We start from the raw sequence: 15,596 nt of genomic DNA on the forward strand, positions 1-15,596 counted from the left end.
CGACCTCACTTTACCTTCAACTGATCCAGCGCGAAGGCGAGATATTCGGCCTGCTCGCGATACCGCTCGAACCGGCCCGACTTGCCGCCATGTCCCGCCTCCATGTTGACGCGGAACAGCAGTGGGTTGGCGTCGGTCTTCAGCGTGCGCAGCCGTGCGACATATTTGGCCGGCTCATAATATTGCACCTGGCTGTCCCACAGGCCGGTGCCGACGAAGATCGCCGGATAAGCGCCGCGCTTCAGCTGATCATAGGGCGAGTAGCTGAGCATATAGTCGTAGCTCGCCTTGTTCTCCGGATTGCCCCACTCGTCATATTCGCCGGTGGTGAGCGGGATGGTGGGATCGAGCATCGTCGTCACGACATCGACGAACGGGACCAGGCTGATGATCGCGCCATAATCCTGCGGCGCCATGTTGGTGACTCCGCCCATCAGCAGCCCGCCGGCACTGCCGCCCATCGCGGCGACGCGGCCCTTTTTCGCATAGCCTGCCTTCACCAGATGCTCGGTCACGTCGATAAAGTCGGTGAAGCTGTTCTTCTTGTTGAACATCCGCCCGTCATCATACCATTTGCGGCCCATTTCCTGCCCGCCGCGGATATGCGCGATGGCATAGACCATGCCGCGGTCGAGCAGGCTTGGCAGCATCGGCGAGAAGGCCGGATCGGTCGAATAGCCGTAGCTGCCATAGGCATATTGAAAGAGCGGCGCGGTGCCGTCCTTCCTGAACCCCTTGGCATAGATCAGGCTCACCGGAACCCTGGTCCCGTCGCGCGCGGTCGCCCACACCCGTTCGGTGACGTATTTGGACTTGTCGTAGCCGGGAACGGGCGTGACCTTGAGCGTCCTGCGCTCGCCGGTCTTCATGTTCGCCTCGATCACCGTCGCCGGGGTGGTCAGCGAGTTATAGGTGTAGCGAACCCAGTCGGTCGCGGTCTCGGCATTGGTGCTGAGGCCCATGCTGTACGCCGGCTCGTCCGCCTCGACGAAGCTCGACTTGCCGTCATTGCCCAGCAGCCGCAGCCGCTTGTTGCCGCCCGAGCGCTCCTCGATCGCGAGGTAGGCGTCGAAGGGCTGAACATTCTCGATGAAGACGTCTGCGCTGTGCGGGACGATGTCCTTCCACGCCACCTTGCCTGCGCCGGTCGCGCTGTCGGGCACCGTCATCAGGCGGTAGTTCGGTGCCTGCCAGTTGGTGCGGATCACCCAGCGATTGCCGACATGGTCTGCGCCATAGAGGAAGTCGCGTTCGCGCGGCGCCAGCACGGTGAAGGTCTCGGGATTGTCGACCGGCGCGCAGCGCTGCTCGTCGCTGACGGTCTTGCCCGAATAGATGCAGATGAACTTCTCCGAACTGGTCGTGCCGATGCCGAGCGAGAAGGTGTCGTCCTTCTCCTCATAGACCAGCCGGTCCTGGCTGACCGGCGTGCCCAGCACATGCGCCTTCACCCGCTTGCCGAGCAGCGTGACGGGATCCTTCTCGATGTAGAAGATCGTCTTGTTGTCGCCCGCCCAGGCGAAGCCCGGCTGCGCATTGGGAATCTCGTCGGAGAGCGTCTGCCCGGTCGTCAGGTCCTTGACCTTGAGGATATACTGGCGGCGGCCGACCTTGTCCTCGGCATAGGCGAGCAGGCGGTTGTCCGGGCTGACCGCGCGTCCGCCGATCTGGAAGAAGTTCGCGCCCTTGGCCATTTCCGGCTGGTTGAGGATGATTTCCTCCGCCGCCTCCATGCTGCCCTTCTTGCGCGCGACGATCGGATAGTTCCCGCCGGTCTCGAACCGGGTGTAGTACCAATATCCGTTGTCGAGATAGGGGACGGTGCTGTCGTCCTGTTTGATGCGGCCGACGATCTCCTTGTACAGCGCCTCCTGCACCGGCTTGGTCGGCGCCATCACCGCATCGGCATAGGCGTTCTCGGCCTTGAGATAGGCGAGCATCTCCGGATTCTTCCGCGTGTCGTCGCGCAGCCAGTAATATTCGTCCTCGCGGCTCGCGCCGAACGGCGCCTTCACCTGATGCGGTTTCTTGGCCGCGACGGGTGGCCTGGGGGCGTCCTGCGCCAGCGCCGGGACGGCGGTGGTGGCGAGGCTGACGATCAGTGCGCGGCGAAGCCAGCGGGGCATGCGATTCTCCCTATGATGCCGGGGAGGTGTGGCGCAAAGCTGATACACGGTGCAAGCGGTTACGCATGAGACGGTCCGTTCCGCTTGAGCGACGGCGCGCGCTGGTGATATGCAGCGCGCCTCCGGGGAGGGGCTGGGTGGACGAAGATCGCTCGCGTGCGCCGCTGCGCCGCTACGAAACGACGCTGGACCGGGTGGGCTTCGCGTTCGCCACGGGCGGGACGTTGGGCGGGGTGCTGGTCCTGCTGCTCGTCCTCGCAGGCGGGCAGGCCGACGCGACGTCGCTGATGGTCGCCTGGGCACTGGGCGCGCTGTTCGTGACGCTCGGGATCGCGGCGGTCGCTGCGCCCTTGTGGCTCGGCTTTCATGTCATGGGCTGGCGCAAGCCGTGGCATGCTGCGGCGCTGGGCGCGGCACTGGCGATGGTCGTGTTCGTCGCCGCGCAGACCCATGGCTTCGGTCTGTTCGATGCGCCGCCCAGTGACGGGCGGGTTGCGCTGTTCCGCTGGCTGAGCGCAACCGCGACCAGTGCGCTGATCGCACTGGCCGCGGCCGGAATTGCGCTGGCGATGTGGCGGGTGGCTTATCGCCCCGCGGACTAGGGCCTGGATCAGCCCTTGGTCTGCGGCGCGGTGCATTCGCCCACGCGTTTTCCGATGACCTGGGTCTTCATCTTCATCGTGCCGCCGGGGCCGCCGGAGATTTCGGTGTCGCTGGCCAGTTCATAGGCAGCGCTGCCGATCGTGCCGGTCGTCGTCGCCTTCACCTCGCCGCCGGCGCCGCCCTGCGGCTTGCAGGTCATCACCGCGTTGAGCTTGCCGTCGGCCAGTTCGTACTTGTCATAGATGCAGCCGCCGCCGGCCTTGCCGCCAAACATCTCGCTGGGCGGCTTGCTGACCATTTCGGGGGTCAGGCAGGTCTCGACGGTGGTTTCCGATGCCTTGGCCATCTGCTGGCCCATCGCATCGGCCTGCGCCTTGGGCAGGCCCGGCATGTCGACAGAGACGAACTTGATCTGGGTCTGCCACTGGCCGGGCTGCATCTTCACGGCATCCTGAGTCGCCTTGGCGACGTCGGCGACCGACACATTCTCACCCTTCACGGTGGGCCCGCCACCGCCGCACGCGGCAAGGGCGAGGGGGCAAAGCAACAACAGCGGGTTCAGTCGGGACATAATTGGCTCCTGCTTCGTTACGCTTGGGGCACGGCCCGTTGCGCATAACGCACGCGGAACAAAATTTGTCAACAATGTGGCGAAGTTTGCCGTATTTTAGACATATTTTACTTGTCCGCACGAACTGGCTGGGCGTTCGTCATATTGACTCAACTCCCTTGCTGTTGCTCGCCGTATTTCCGAACAGCTAGAGCCGCATGATCAACGACTTGATCCACACCATCGATGTATCGATTGCCCAATGGCCCTGTTGTGGGGTCAGATCACGGACGGTATTCAGCCACCCACGTTAGTATTTCATCGCGAGCGACCACAAAGGAGGCGCAAGCAGCAGTCTGGTTCGTGGCGGCACAGATTGTTCTTTATTTGTTCTCTGGATCGTGCTAACCTCTCATGGGTGAGGTGCCAATGCAGAATCCGGTCGATTGTAGGTCTAGGCTCGCACTGACAATTTCCGTCGCTTGTCAGGCGCGTTCCCGTCGCGCAGGTGTCGCGTCACTGTCGCCGACCTGTCGCGTCGCGGTCGCGTGTCATGCCCCTCTCTCTGGGGCCGCCGTGCAAAACCCCGCATCTCCGTGAACATTGTGAATCGGCTGCCAACCGGACCCGATTGCACCCCCATCTGAAGGCCCCATATTCGCGCCATGACGATTCAGATCCGCACCAGCCTTGCCGAGCCTGAGACCGGACCGGGTTTCGTACCGCACAGACCCGCCCGTCCCGAGAAGAGCGAGGGCGGCAAGGCGTTCAAGCTGGTCAGCGAATACACTCCCTCGGGCGACCAGCCGACCGCGATCAAGGAACTGACCGAGGCGGCGCTGGCGGGGGAGCGCGATCAGGTGCTGCTCGGCGTCACCGGTTCGGGCAAGACCTTCACCATGGCCAAGGTGATCGAGGCGCTTCAGCGCCCAGCGCTGATCCTCGCGCCCAACAAGATCCTCGCCGCGCAGCTCTATGGCGAGTTCAAGAGCTTCTTCCCCGAGAATGCGGTCGAGTATTTCGTCAGCTATTACGACTATTACCAGCCCGAGGCCTATGTGCCGCGGTCGGACACCTACATCGAGAAGGAAAGCTCGGTGAACGAGGCGATCGACCGGATGCGCCATTCCGCCACCCGCTCGCTGCTCGAACGCGACGACGTGATCATCGTCGCCTCGGTCTCGTGCCTCTATGGCATCGGATCGGTCGAGACCTATTCGGCGATGATCTTCGACCTGAAAAAGGGCCAGGTCGCCGACCAGCGCGAGATCATCCGCAAGCTCGTCGCGCTCCAGTACAAGCGCAACGACGCCGCCTTCGCGCGCGGCAATTTCCGGGTGCGCGGCGACAGCCTGGAGATCTTCCCGTCGCACTATGAGGATACCGCCTGGCGGATCAGCTTCTTCGGCGACGATATCGAGGAGATTACCGAATTCGACCCGCTGACCGGCGCCAAGGTCGCGAACCTCGATCACATCCGCGTCTATGCGAACTCGCACCACGTCACGCCCGGGCCGACGCTCAAACAGGCGATGGAGGCGATCAAGCACGAGCTGGCCGAGCGGCTCAAGGAATTGCAGGCCGAGGGGAAGCTGATCGAGCATCAGCGGCTGGAGCAGCGCACCCATTTCGACCTGGAGATGATCGCCGCGACCGGCAGTTGCGCGGGGATCGAGAATTACAGCCGTTTCCTCACCGGCCGCCTGCCCGGCGAGCCGCCGCCGACGCTGTTCGAATATCTGCCCGAAAATGCGCTGCTGTTCGTCGACGAGAGCCATCAGACCGTGCCGCAGATCGGCGCGATGGCGCGCGGCGACCACCGGCGCAAGATCACGCTGGCCGAATATGGCTTCCGCCTGCCGAGCTGCATCGACAACCGCCCGCTGCGCTTCAACGAATGGGATGCGATGCGGCCGCAGACGGTATGCGTATCGGCGACGCCGGGCGGATGGGAGATGGACCAGACCGGCGGCGTGTTCAGCGAGCAGGTGATCCGCCCCACCGGCCTGATCGACCCTCCGGTCGAGATCAAGCCGGTCGAGGAGCAGGTGCAGGACCTGATCGTCGAGTGCCGCAAGACCGCCGAGAAGGGGTATCGCACGCTCGTCACCACGCTGACCAAGCGCATGGCCGAGGACCTGACGGAGTATATGCACGAGGCGGGGATCAAGGTCCGCTACATGCATTCGGACGTCGAGACGCTGGAGCGTATCGAGCTGATTCGCGATCTGCGCATGGGCGTGTACGACGTGCTGATCGGGATCAATCTGCTGCGCGAAGGGCTTGATATCCCCGAGTGCGGGCTGGTTGCGATCCTCGACGCGGACAAGGAGGGGTTCCTGCGATCGGAGACCTCGCTGATCCAGACGATCGGCCGCGCCGCGCGCAACGTGGAGGGGCGCGTGATCCTCTATGCCGATCGCATCACCGGCAGCATGGAGCGCGCGCTCAACGAGACCAGCCGCCGCCGCGAGAAGCAGGAAGCCTATAACCGCGAGCACGGCATCACCCCGACCACGATCAAGCGCAACATCGGCGACATCATCGCGCATGTCGCGTCGAAGGATCAGGTGACGGTCGAGATCGAGGACGGCCCCGCGCACATGGTCGGCCACAATTTGCGCGCGTATATCGAGGAGCTCGAGAAGAAGATGCGCGATGCTGCCGCCAACCTCGAATTCGAGGAAGCCGGCCGCCTGCGCGACGAGATCCGCTCGCTCGAGGCCGAGGAACTGGGCCTGCCGCACGACCAGCATCGCGCGCCGGTGATGGGTCGCAGCAACGAAGGCAAGCCGGGCACGCGCAAGGGTAGGTTCGGCAAGGTGCAGCGCAAGTGGGGCGGGGGGCGGCGCTGAGGCGTCCCATGCGGTTGAGCCGCCGGGCGGCTTCGCCCATAAGGCTCGATATGCGTGTCATTTTTGCTTTCGCGTCGCTCGCCGTCCTCGCCGGTTGCGTGGCGCCGTCCGCCCCGCCACCAGCGCCCGCGCGGCCCCTCCCGGTTCCGGCTCCCGCCCCAGCGCCGGAGCCCCCACCGCCGCCCGCGAGCAGCGACTGGCGCGACTGGCCGCTGACGCCGGGCGGGTGGAACTACCGGCAGGATTCGCGCGGTTCGCTCGCTCTGTTCGGGCAAGGGGGCGATCCGGCGCTTACCTTGCGTTGCGACCGCTCGGTGCGCCAGCTGCAGCTCACCCGGCGCGGCGTCGCGCCGGGGACGATGACGGTGCGGACCAGTTCGACCGCGCGCAGCCTGACCACCAATGGTTCGACCGACGGTGCGTCGGCGACGCTGCCCGCAAGCGATCAGCTGGTCGATGCGATGGGCTACAGCCGCGGGCGTTTCATCGTCGAGACACCCGGCGCGCCACCGCTGGTGGTGCCGGCCTGGGCTGAAGTGCTGCGGGTAGTGGAGGATTGCCGGGGTTAAACGCCCAGACCTCCATGAATCGCCGATTTCGCAATTTAAAACAAGACTTGTTCTCCGAATCCGGATGATTCAAAGTCGCCTTGTATCCAGGCCGGGTACAGCGTTCTAACAAGCGAAAGGAGGTGATCCGATGTCTCATGGTTCAGCAATGGGGTCGGTTCAGTTCGTTCGGGAGACGCGCCGCTAAGTTCAGACTGCATCCGGTGGAAGCCCTCCACCGGTAAGGCGCACGGGGGGTATCCTCCCCCAATCAACGGCGCCAGCAGCGGACAAGCGGCCCGCATGGTCTCCCGGGCTGGAGCTTCCGGCCGCTGACCATGTCGGAGGTCACCGGGTGCCAGGGATGGCCCCGGTGGCCTCTTTCATTTTGCGCGATACTCTAGGCGGCGAGCAATTCGTTGACGGTCAATCCGGCCTGCGCGCGAGGGCGAGACAGGAAGAACTCCGCGTGAAGGTTGCCCTCGGCCTCCAGTCCGGTCGGGTCCAGCCCGATCGATTCGAGCTCGGCCAAGATGCGCTGCTCTTCCTCGCTTGATGCGAAGCTGCGCTGGATGAAGCTGTGTCCTTCCAGCTTCTCCGTGACATAGCCCCAGCGGCTCAGGGTTTCGTCGATCGCGTCGAAGGGGAACATGCGCAGGACGAAGTTGCCGATCCAAGGCGGGTTGCTGGTGGTCACGGCCGGCAGCAGCCGTTCGAACGTCGCTTCGGTCACATAGCCCACGGCGCCCGTGGACATCACCAGATCGACCGGTTCCAACAGGGAATGGGCATCCCCGGGCAGGGGCTGGGTCTCGAGATTGATCGCCAGCCCCTTGTCGATCAAACCGGCCTGCTCGGCATAGTCGATCGCCGGGCGGGACACGTCGAGGCCGAGCAGGACGAGATCGTCATCGGCACGGGCGGGATCGAAATAGTCGCGATCGGCGGCGATCACCTCGGCGGAGTCCGCCGCGGCAATTTCGGGCCGGGACCAGTGGTTTCCAAGCTCGTCGATCGATCGGCCATGCTTGAGCAGCGCGCCGTTGATTCCGTAAGAGCAGCCAAGGTCCAGCGCATGGATCGGTGCCGGCCGCTCGCGCCGCAGCAGCCCGACGATGCGTTCGAAGATCGGCTTGGCGAGCTCGGGAATCCGGTAGTCCAACTTGCCGAGTTCCCGGAAATAGGCGCGCGGATCGGCTTCACCGTAGATGGCGTCCATGTTCGCCTTGGTTTCTCCGGGTTGATCGACGATGATCGGCTGAGACATTGGGTGTTCCCCTTCTGACTTTTGTCCGGGCATGAGGCGCGTGCTGTGGCGTAGCGCGGACGATTTTGCCCCGCAGATGGCAGGGCGCGGCGCTGGATGGCGCTCGATGAAATGGACCAGAATGGTCCGGCCGGTTTGGCATGGGGACCCTATCAGCTAAGGCGGCCAAACCCAACCCGTCGGCTTGATGCGAAAGTGGAATCAGATGCCAGAACACCGGATCCTCACCTTCTATGGCTCGTACCGCGAGGCCCGCATGGGCATCAGGCTGGCGCGCTGGGTGACCGCACGGATGGCCGAGCGCGGCTGCGACGCCGAGCTGATCGATGCGAAGGCGGTCGGCCTTCCGATGCTCGACAAGCGCTATATCGACTATGCGCCGGGCGAGGCGCCGGCGGCGATGGAGGCGCTGGCGGAGAAGCTGCGCAATGCCGACGGATTTCTGTTCGTCGCGGGCGAGTATAATTGGGGCATGCAGCCAGGGCTCAAGAACCTGACCGATCATTTCCTGGCCGAGTGGGCGCGGCGGCCTGCGGCGATCGTGAGCTATTCGGGCGGGCGGCTGGCCGGCGCGCGGAGCAACTCGATGTGGCATCCGACGCTGACCGAGATGGGCATGGCGGTGGTGCCGGCGACGATCACCGTCGCGCAGATCGGCCAGACGCTCGACGCGGACGACGTGCCCCAGGGAGAGGGCGGCGCGGCGCTGGAGCGCGGCTTTGGGCGCTTCGCGGCGGAGTTCCTGTGGTGGATCGAGGCAGCTAGCGCTCAGCGCGCGAAGAGCGGCTAGAAGATGAGCGAAATCAGATAGACGAGCAGCGCGAACAACAGGAAGGGTGCGGCGAGGATCAATACGATGACGGCCATCACTGCCCAGGCGCGCCGCAGCCCGAAGCCGTCGCGCACGCAGTCGAAGATGATCTGGAGCAGCCCGAGAAAGCCGGATTCGCGCATCACGCCTCGATCAACCCCTTGAGCCGGTAGAGCGCATCGAGCGCATCGCGCGGGCTGAGGCTGTCGATGTCGAGGCTGGAAAGCTCGGTGCGGAGGGCATCGACGGCCTCCTCCTCATGCTCGGCGGCGGCGGCGAACAGCGGCAGATCGTCAAGGCCTGCGGCGATGCCGCCGGTCTTTTCGCGTCCGGCCTCGAGCTTGGCCAGCACCGCCTTGGCGCGCGCGATGGTAACGGGCGGGAGGCCCGCAAGTCGCGCGACGGCGAGACCGTAGCTGCGGTCGGCCGGCCCTTCGGCGACCTCGTGCAGCAGGATGAGGTCTCCCTTCCACTCGCGCGCGCGGACATTGTGCAGCGACAATGCGTCGCAACGCTCGGCGAGGCGGGTCAGCTCGTGATAGTGCGTCGCGAACAGGCAGCGGCAGCGATTGTCCTCATGGATCGCCTCGACCACCGCCCAGGCGATGGCGAGTCCGTCATAGGTCGAAGTGCCGCGGCCGACCTCGTCGAGGATGACGAAGCTGCGCGGGGTCGCCTGCGCCAGGATCGCCGCGGTCTCGACCATCTCGACCATGAAGGTCGAGCGGCCGCGCGCCAGATTGTCCGACGCGCCGACGCGGCTGAACAGGCGATCGACCAGGCCGAGCTTCGCCCGGGTGGCAGGGACATAGGCGCCGGCCTGGGCGAGTACCGCGATCAGCGCGTTCTGGCGCAGGAAGGTCGACTTGCCGCCCATGTTCGGGCCGGTGACGAGCCAGAGCCGGTCGGTTTCGGAAAGAACGCAGTCGTTGGCGACAAAGCGTTCTCCGCTGCGTGCGAGCGCCGCCTCGACAACCGGGTGACGCCCGCCCTCGACTTCGAAACAGGCATGGTCGACCAGCGCCGGGCGAGTCCAGCCGCCCTCGGCCGCGCGTTCGGCGAGGCCGGATGCCACGTCGAGCCGGGCGAGCGCATCGGCGGTGGCGGCGATCGCCTCGCTGCGGGCGAGCGCGGCGGCGGTGAGGTCTTCGAGATGCGCGGCCTCGGCGGCGAGTGCATGGGCACCGGCCTGGGTCACCTTGATCGCGATCTCGTGCAACTCGGGTGCGTTGAAGCGGACCACCCCTGCGAGCGTCTGGCGATGGGTGAAGCCGCTGTCGGGGCGCATGAGGTCGTCGGCATGCTTGGCGGCGACTTCGATATGATAGCCGAGCACACCGTTATGCTTGATCTTGAGCGCGGCGATGCCGGTGCGCTGCTTGTAATCGGCCTCGAGCGCGGCGATGGCGCGGCGACCGCCGGCGCCCGCGTCGCGCAGATCGTCGAGCGCGGCGTCATAGCCTTCGGCGATGTATCCGCCATTGGACGCGTCGATGGGTGGGGCGGGGACGAGCGCGCGCTGGAGCAGGTCGATCAGCGCGCCATGGCCGCGCAGATCGGGCGCTAGCGACGCCAGCAGCGCGGGCGGTTCGGGCAGCTTGCCGAGCGTCTCGCCGAGGCGCCATGCGCCGTCGAGACCGTCGCGCAGCTGGCCGAGATCGCGGGGCGAACCGCGGCCTGCGGCAAGGCGTCCGATGGCGCGGCCGATATCGGGCAGGGCGCGGAGCGATGCGCGCAGGTCTTCGCGCAGGCCCGGCTCGTCGTGGAAGCGCTGGACGAGGTCGAGCCGCGTCTCGATTGCCGGGCGGTCCATCAGCGGCGCGGCGATGTCGGCGCCGAGCAGGCGCGCGCCCGCGCCGGTGACGGTGCGGTCGACCGCATCGAGCAGGCTGCCTTTGCGCGTACCGGCCTGGCTCTGGGTCAGCTCGAGGCTTTCGCGGGTCGCCGCGTCGATCGCCATGCTGGCGTCGGAGCGGGTGATACGCGGCGGGCGCAGGAACGGCAGCGCGCCCTTGGCGGTATGTTCGAGATAGGCGACGAGGCCGCCCGCGGCGGACAGGGCAGCTCGGCCGAACTGGCCGAAACCGTCGAGCGTTGCGACGTCGAACAGGCGCTTGAGGCGAGTTTCGCCGCCGCTGCTGTCGAACTCGCCGCGCGGGCGGTAGCCGGTGACGTCGAGCGCTTCGCTCCCGTCGGCGGCGATCACCTCGGCGGCACTGAGCCGGGCGAGGGCTGCGCCGACCGCTTCGGGCGCGCATTCGAGGATCTCGAACCGGCCGGTCGATATGTCGGCGGCGGCGATCGCGGTTTCGCCGCCCGCTTCGCCGATCGCGGCGCACCAGTTGGCCGAGCGGCTGTCGAGCAGCGATTCCTCGGTCAGCGTGCCGGCGGTGACGACGCGGATGATCGCGCGCGCGACCAGCGCCTTGGAGCCGCCGCGCTTCTTCGCTTCCTCGGGCGTTTCGATCTGGTCGGCGATGGCGACGCGCTGTCCGGCCTTGATCAGGCGGGCGAGATAGCCGTCCATCGCATGGGCCGGCACGCCGCACATCGGGATCTTCTCACCGCCATGCTCACCGCGCGCTGTCAGCGCGATGTCGAGGATTCCGCTGGCGAGCTTCGCATCATCGAAGAACAGCTCGTAGAAATCGCCCATGCGATAGAAGAGCATGCAATCGGCCGCCTCGGCCTTGAGCGCGAGATACTGCGCCATCATGGGGGTGGGAGCGGCGTCGGCCATCAGGGGACTCGATAGGGATTCAGGCGCGAGCGGCAAGAGCGGACGCGCCGACAAACTGTGGATGGATCACCGCTCGCGGAACTGGACCCAGTCGGTGGGGCATTGCGCAACCGGCTTGGGCCTGGCCTGCGATCCTTCGATCGTCCAGCATTCGTCGAAGATCGAGCAATAGCAGGAGCGGACCTGAAGCTTCCACCGTTCGGTCTCGAAGCGGTTCCACAGTGCCTTGCTCGCAGGGATCTCGGCGACCTGCATGAACTTGACCGACTCCCCGGGGCGGGCAACAATTCCGGACGATGGCGAGGTGGAGAGATTGAGCCGGCTATCGGGCTGGAAGCCGCAGCATTTGGTGAGCAGATCGCGCGGGTCGCGCACCGGCTGACCCTGATAGCGGATCTCGACCGGCCCGAGCAGCGCGGGGCCGACGCCGTTATTGGAGAGGTTGAGCGAGATCATCCGCTCGCCCTTGTCGTTGAGGCCGCTGTTGCTGGTGCCATAGGAGAGGAAGGGCCAGGCATCGGCCTGCTGCATCTTCTTCGTCGCCTCCGCCTGGACGAAGGTGAAATAGGCGACTCCGACCGAAATCAGCATCGCCGGTGCGCCGATCAGGAGATGGCTGGCCATCAGCCAGGGCAGCAGCTTGACCAGCTTGCCGAGGCGCGGGCCGAAAACGGCTTCACGGGTGCTGAGCTCGGCGACTTTCGCCTCAAGCTGAGCAATGCGGTCCTGATCGGGCGTATCGACTGTCATGATCGCTGGATACCGAAGGCTCCGAGATGCGGCAATCGCGCGACGGCGGATCACCATGTGCGGATTTCCGCACAGAATGGCTCGATTTCGGGGCCGGCGCAGGATCGGGTTTCCGCGTGTCTCTTGCAAAGCGCCAGATTGCGGTGACGCGGGGCCGTGCCTAAAGGGATCGTGACCGGGAGAGAAGAATGTCCGAAGAAGCCAATGTCCAGTTTTCCGAGCGCGAGGCGCTGCTGTTCCATTCGGAGGGCCGGCCGGGCAAGATCGAGATCGTCGCATCCAAGCCGCTGACCACCCAGCGCGACCTGGCACTCGCCTATTCGCCGGGCGTCGCCGTCCCGGTGCAGGCGATCGCCGACGATCCGGCGACGGCATATGACTATACCGCCAAGGGCAACCTCGTCGCGGTGATCTCCAACGGTACCGCGATCCTGGGCATGGGCAATCTCGGAGCGCTCGCGTCCAAGCCGGTGATGGAAGGCAAGGCGGTACTGTTCAAGCGCTTCGCCGACGTCGATTCGATCGACATCGAGCTCAAGACCGAGGATGTCGATCGCTTCATCGACGCGGTCGAGCTGATGGAGCCGAGCTTCGGCGGCATCAACCTTGAGGACATCAAGGCGCCCGAATGCTTCATCATCGAGCAGACTCTTCGGGAACGCATGAACATCCCGGTGTTCCATGACGACCAGCACGGTACCGCGATCATCACCGCGGCGGGCCTGATCAACGCCTGCCTGTTGACCGGCCGGCGGATGAGCGAGATCAAGGTGGTGGTGAACGGCGCGGGCGCCGCGGCGATCGCCTGCACCGAGCTGATCAAGGCACTGGGCGTCAAGCACGACCATGTGCTGATGTGCGACCGCAAGGGCGTGATCACCCCGGACCGTGAAGGCGTGAACCAGTGGCAGTCGGCGCACGCCGTCGCCACCGACCGCGAGACGCTGACCGACGCGCTGGTCGGCGCCGACGTGTTCCTGGGCCTTTCGGCCGCGGGCGCGCTCAAGCCCGAGATGGTCAAGGACATGGCGCCTGCGCCGATCATCTTTGCGATGGCCAACCCCGAGCCCGAGATCCGGCCCGAACTGGCCAAGGGCGTTCGCCCCGACGCGATCGTGGCCACCGGGCGCTCGGACTATCCCAACCAGGTCAACAACGTCCTCGGCTTCCCGTTCATCTTCCGTGGTGCGCTCGACGTGCGCGCGACCGGGATCAACGACGAGATGAAGATCGCCGCGGCGCAGGCGATCGCCGAGCTGGCGCGCGAGCAGGTGCCCGAGGAAGTGGCGATGGCCTATGGCCGCGCGCACAGCTTCGGTGCCGACTATATCATCCCGGCGCCGTTCGATCCGCGGCTGATGGAAGTCGTCCCCGCCGCCGTCGCCAAGGCCGCGATGGATTCGGGCGTCGCCACCAAGCCGATCCTCGACATGGCGGCCTATCGCCACACGCTGCGCAGTCGCCTCAACCCGACGACGTCGGTGCTGACTTTGGCCTATGAAGGCGCACGCGCGCATCCCAAGCGCGTGATCTTTGCCGAGGGCGAGGAAGAAGTGGTGCTGCGCGCGGCGATCGCGTTCCGCGAAGGCGGCTACGGCACGCCGGTGCTGGTCGGCCGCGACGATGTCCATGATCGCCTCAAGGCGCTGGGCGTGAGCGACCCCGAGAGCTTCGAGGTGCACAACAGCCGTCATTCGCCGCTGGTGCCGGCGATGGTCGATTTCCTCTACAAGCGGCTTCAGCGCCGCGGCTATCTGCGCCGCGATTGCGAGCGGATGGTCAATCAGGACCGCAATATCTTCGGTTCGCTGCTGCTGCAGCTGGGCGAGGGCGATGCGATGATCACCGGCATCACCCGCCCTTATTCGCAGAACATGCGCGAGATCCGGCGCGTGATCGATGTGGGCGAGGGACGCACCGCGTTCGGCGTTCATTTGCTGGTCGGACAAAGCCACACGGTGTTCATCGCCGACACGACGGTGAACGAACGGCCCAACGCCGAGGAACTGGCCGACATTGCCGAGCAGACCGCACAGGTCGCGCGCCGCATGGGGCATGAGCCGCGCGTCGCGTTCCTGAGCTACTCCAACTTCGGCAATCCCAAGGGCGCGTTCCTCGAGAATATGCGCGAGGCGGTGAAGCTGCTCGACGAGCGCAAGGTGAACTTCGAATATGAGGGCGAGATGACGCCCGACGTCGCGCTCAACCCGCGCCAGCTGGCGAACTATCCGTTCGCTCGCCTCTCCGGCCCGGCGAACGTGCTGATCATGCCGGGCCTCCAGTCGGCGCACATCTCGGCGAAGCTGCTGCGCGAGCTGGGCGGGGATTCGGTGATCGGGCCGATGCTGGTGGGCATGGAAAAGCCCGTTCAGGTCGCGCCGATGACGAGCACTGCAAGCGAACTGGTGACGCTGGCGGTGCTCGCGGCCGGGGGCGTTACCCGCTAGGCGCGGGCCTCGATCATCCAGCAAGCGGCGTTGAAGCGGACGGTGTTGCCATCGACGAACGGGTCGAAGGCGGCGCGGACGATGCCGAAGACATGGTCGCGGGTCGCCGCGTCCGCCTTCTGCAACGCAATGCCGATCCGGCCGAGATTGGAGAGATAAGGCATCAACTCCGCTTCGGGCATGGTACAGGCGATGTCGATCGGGCTGAGCGTGACGTCGCGCCAGCCGCTCGCGTCCAGGATCGCGCGGACATGCTCCGGATCGGCGAAAGCGAATTGACCGGGCGCGCCGGGCTGCATCGGCGGGAGCGGGGGCAGCAGCGGTGCGGCGGCGCGTTCGGCACAGGTCATGAACGGGTTCTCGGCGGGCGAACGCCAGGCGATCGCAGCGAGCGGCGCGTCCGGCACCATCGCGGCACGGATGCGTTCGAAGGCTGCAGCGGGATCGTCGAAGAACATGACGCCGAAGCGCGAGGTCGCCATGTCGAACGGACCGGCGCCTTCGAGGCGTGAAGCGTCGCCGCTGCGGAAGTTGGCGTGGACGCCTTCGGCCTCCTGGGCCGCGCGCTGGCGGGCGCGATCGATCATCATCTGCGACAGATCGGCACCGGTGCAGCTCCCATACGGGGCGAGCGCGCGGGCAATGGCGAGTGTGGTTGCGCCGGTGCCGCAGCCGATGTCGAGAACCGCATGCGGACCATGCCAACGGACGGCATCCACCAGCAACGCCTCGAAGGGCTCAAACAGGCTGTCGAGCAGGGCCTGCATGTGCAGCCATGCCTGACCGGCAGGCCCGTTCCATAGGTCGGACTGGCTCATCGCCGCGATGTTCTGCTCACCCATAAAGACTCCTTTCGCTTGATTCGGGGGTGCTGGTGCCGCACCCTGCCACTTCAAGCC

At 65.9% G+C, this 15,596-nt stretch carries 12 protein-coding genes; 5 read left to right on the top strand and 7 right to left on the bottom strand.

The window, feature by feature from the left end; translation table 11 throughout:
- Window positions 1–5: 5 nt before the first annotated feature.
- Window positions 6–2,126 carry a S9 family peptidase gene (locus BDW16_RS18645; RefSeq protein ID WP_066574325.1) on the bottom strand — a complete coding sequence of 707 codons (2,121 nt, stop codon included), beginning with the start codon at window positions 2,124–2,126 and terminating at the stop codon, window positions 6–8.
- Window positions 2,127–2,263: 137 nt separating this feature from the next.
- On the opposite strand from BDW16_RS18645, the gene BDW16_RS18650 reads away from it, so the two are divergent.
- A complete protein-coding gene (locus BDW16_RS18650; protein ID WP_066574323.1) occupies window positions 2,264–2,728 on the top strand; it encodes a hypothetical protein in 465 nt (154 codons plus the stop codon).
- A gap of 8 nt (window positions 2,729–2,736) precedes the next feature.
- On the opposite strand, the gene BDW16_RS18655 is transcribed toward BDW16_RS18650, so the two are convergent.
- Window positions 2,737–3,300: a DUF3617 domain-containing protein gene (locus BDW16_RS18655; RefSeq protein WP_083954180.1), complete on the bottom strand. Its 564-nt coding sequence runs from the start codon at window positions 3,298–3,300 to the stop codon at window positions 2,737–2,739.
- Window positions 3,301–3,944: 644 nt separating this feature from the next.
- Here BDW16_RS18655 and uvrB point away from each other — a divergent pair.
- Together uvrB and BDW16_RS18665 are read left to right on the top strand one after the other, a co-directional pair.
- The gene (gene uvrB, locus BDW16_RS18660; RefSeq protein WP_066574319.1) at window positions 3,945–6,134 is read left to right on the top strand and encodes an excinuclease ABC subunit UvrB; all 2,190 of its coding nucleotides are present in this window, start codon (window positions 3,945–3,947) and stop codon (window positions 6,132–6,134) included.
- Window positions 6,135–6,184: 50 nt separating this feature from the next.
- The gene (locus tag BDW16_RS18665; RefSeq protein ID WP_066574317.1) at window positions 6,185–6,703 is read left to right on the top strand and encodes a hypothetical protein; all 519 of its coding nucleotides are present in this window, start codon (window positions 6,185–6,187) and stop codon (window positions 6,701–6,703) included.
- Between the two features lie 379 nt (window positions 6,704–7,082).
- On the opposite strand, the gene BDW16_RS18670 is transcribed toward BDW16_RS18665, so the two are convergent.
- Window positions 7,083–7,949, bottom strand: coding sequence for a hypothetical protein (locus BDW16_RS18670; RefSeq protein ID WP_066574314.1), 867 nt, complete (start codon window positions 7,947–7,949; stop codon window positions 7,083–7,085).
- A 205-nt stretch (window positions 7,950–8,154) separates the two neighbouring features.
- Between BDW16_RS18670 and BDW16_RS18675 the strand changes: the two genes are divergently transcribed.
- On the top strand, window positions 8,155–8,739 hold the full coding sequence (locus tag BDW16_RS18675; protein ID WP_066574992.1) for an NADPH-dependent FMN reductase: 585 nt from the start codon (window positions 8,155–8,157) through the stop codon (window positions 8,737–8,739).
- Here BDW16_RS18675 and BDW16_RS21405 read toward each other — a convergent pair.
- The 3 genes from BDW16_RS21405 to BDW16_RS18685 all read right to left on the bottom strand — a co-directional run bounded on the left by BDW16_RS21405 (window position 8,736) and on the right by BDW16_RS18685 (window position 12,250).
- Window positions 8,736–8,906, bottom strand: coding sequence for a hypothetical protein (locus BDW16_RS21405; RefSeq protein WP_157081371.1), 171 nt, complete (start codon window positions 8,904–8,906; stop codon window positions 8,736–8,738). The two genes, BDW16_RS18675 and BDW16_RS21405, sit on opposite strands and share 4 nt — an antisense overlap.
- Window positions 8,903–11,476, bottom strand: a complete 2,574-nt coding sequence (gene mutS, locus BDW16_RS18680) for a DNA mismatch repair protein MutS (RefSeq protein ID WP_066574311.1) — start codon at window positions 11,474–11,476, stop codon at window positions 8,903–8,905. Before mutS ends, BDW16_RS21405 begins: the two co-directional genes overlap by 4 nt.
- A gap of 90 nt (window positions 11,477–11,566) precedes the next feature.
- The gene (locus BDW16_RS18685) at window positions 11,567–12,250 is read right to left on the bottom strand and encodes a hypothetical protein (protein ID WP_100362800.1); all 684 of its coding nucleotides are present in this window, start codon (window positions 12,248–12,250) and stop codon (window positions 11,567–11,569) included.
- Between the two features lie 188 nt (window positions 12,251–12,438).
- On the opposite strand from BDW16_RS18685, the gene BDW16_RS18690 reads away from it, so the two are divergent.
- Window positions 12,439–14,697 carry an NADP-dependent malic enzyme gene (locus BDW16_RS18690; protein WP_066574304.1) on the top strand — a complete coding sequence of 753 codons (2,259 nt, stop codon included), beginning with the start codon at window positions 12,439–12,441 and terminating at the stop codon, window positions 14,695–14,697.
- Here the strand turns inward: BDW16_RS18690 and BDW16_RS18695 are convergent.
- Window positions 14,694–15,539, bottom strand: coding sequence for a class I SAM-dependent methyltransferase (locus BDW16_RS18695; protein WP_066574302.1), 846 nt, complete (start codon window positions 15,537–15,539; stop codon window positions 14,694–14,696). The two genes, BDW16_RS18690 and BDW16_RS18695, sit on opposite strands and share 4 nt — an antisense overlap.
- Window positions 15,540–15,596 lie beyond the last annotated feature (57 nt).

The sequence above is a fragment of the Sphingomonas koreensis genome (assembly GCF_002797435.1).
Lineage (GTDB): Bacteria > Pseudomonadota > Alphaproteobacteria > Sphingomonadales > Sphingomonadaceae > Sphingomonas > Sphingomonas koreensis.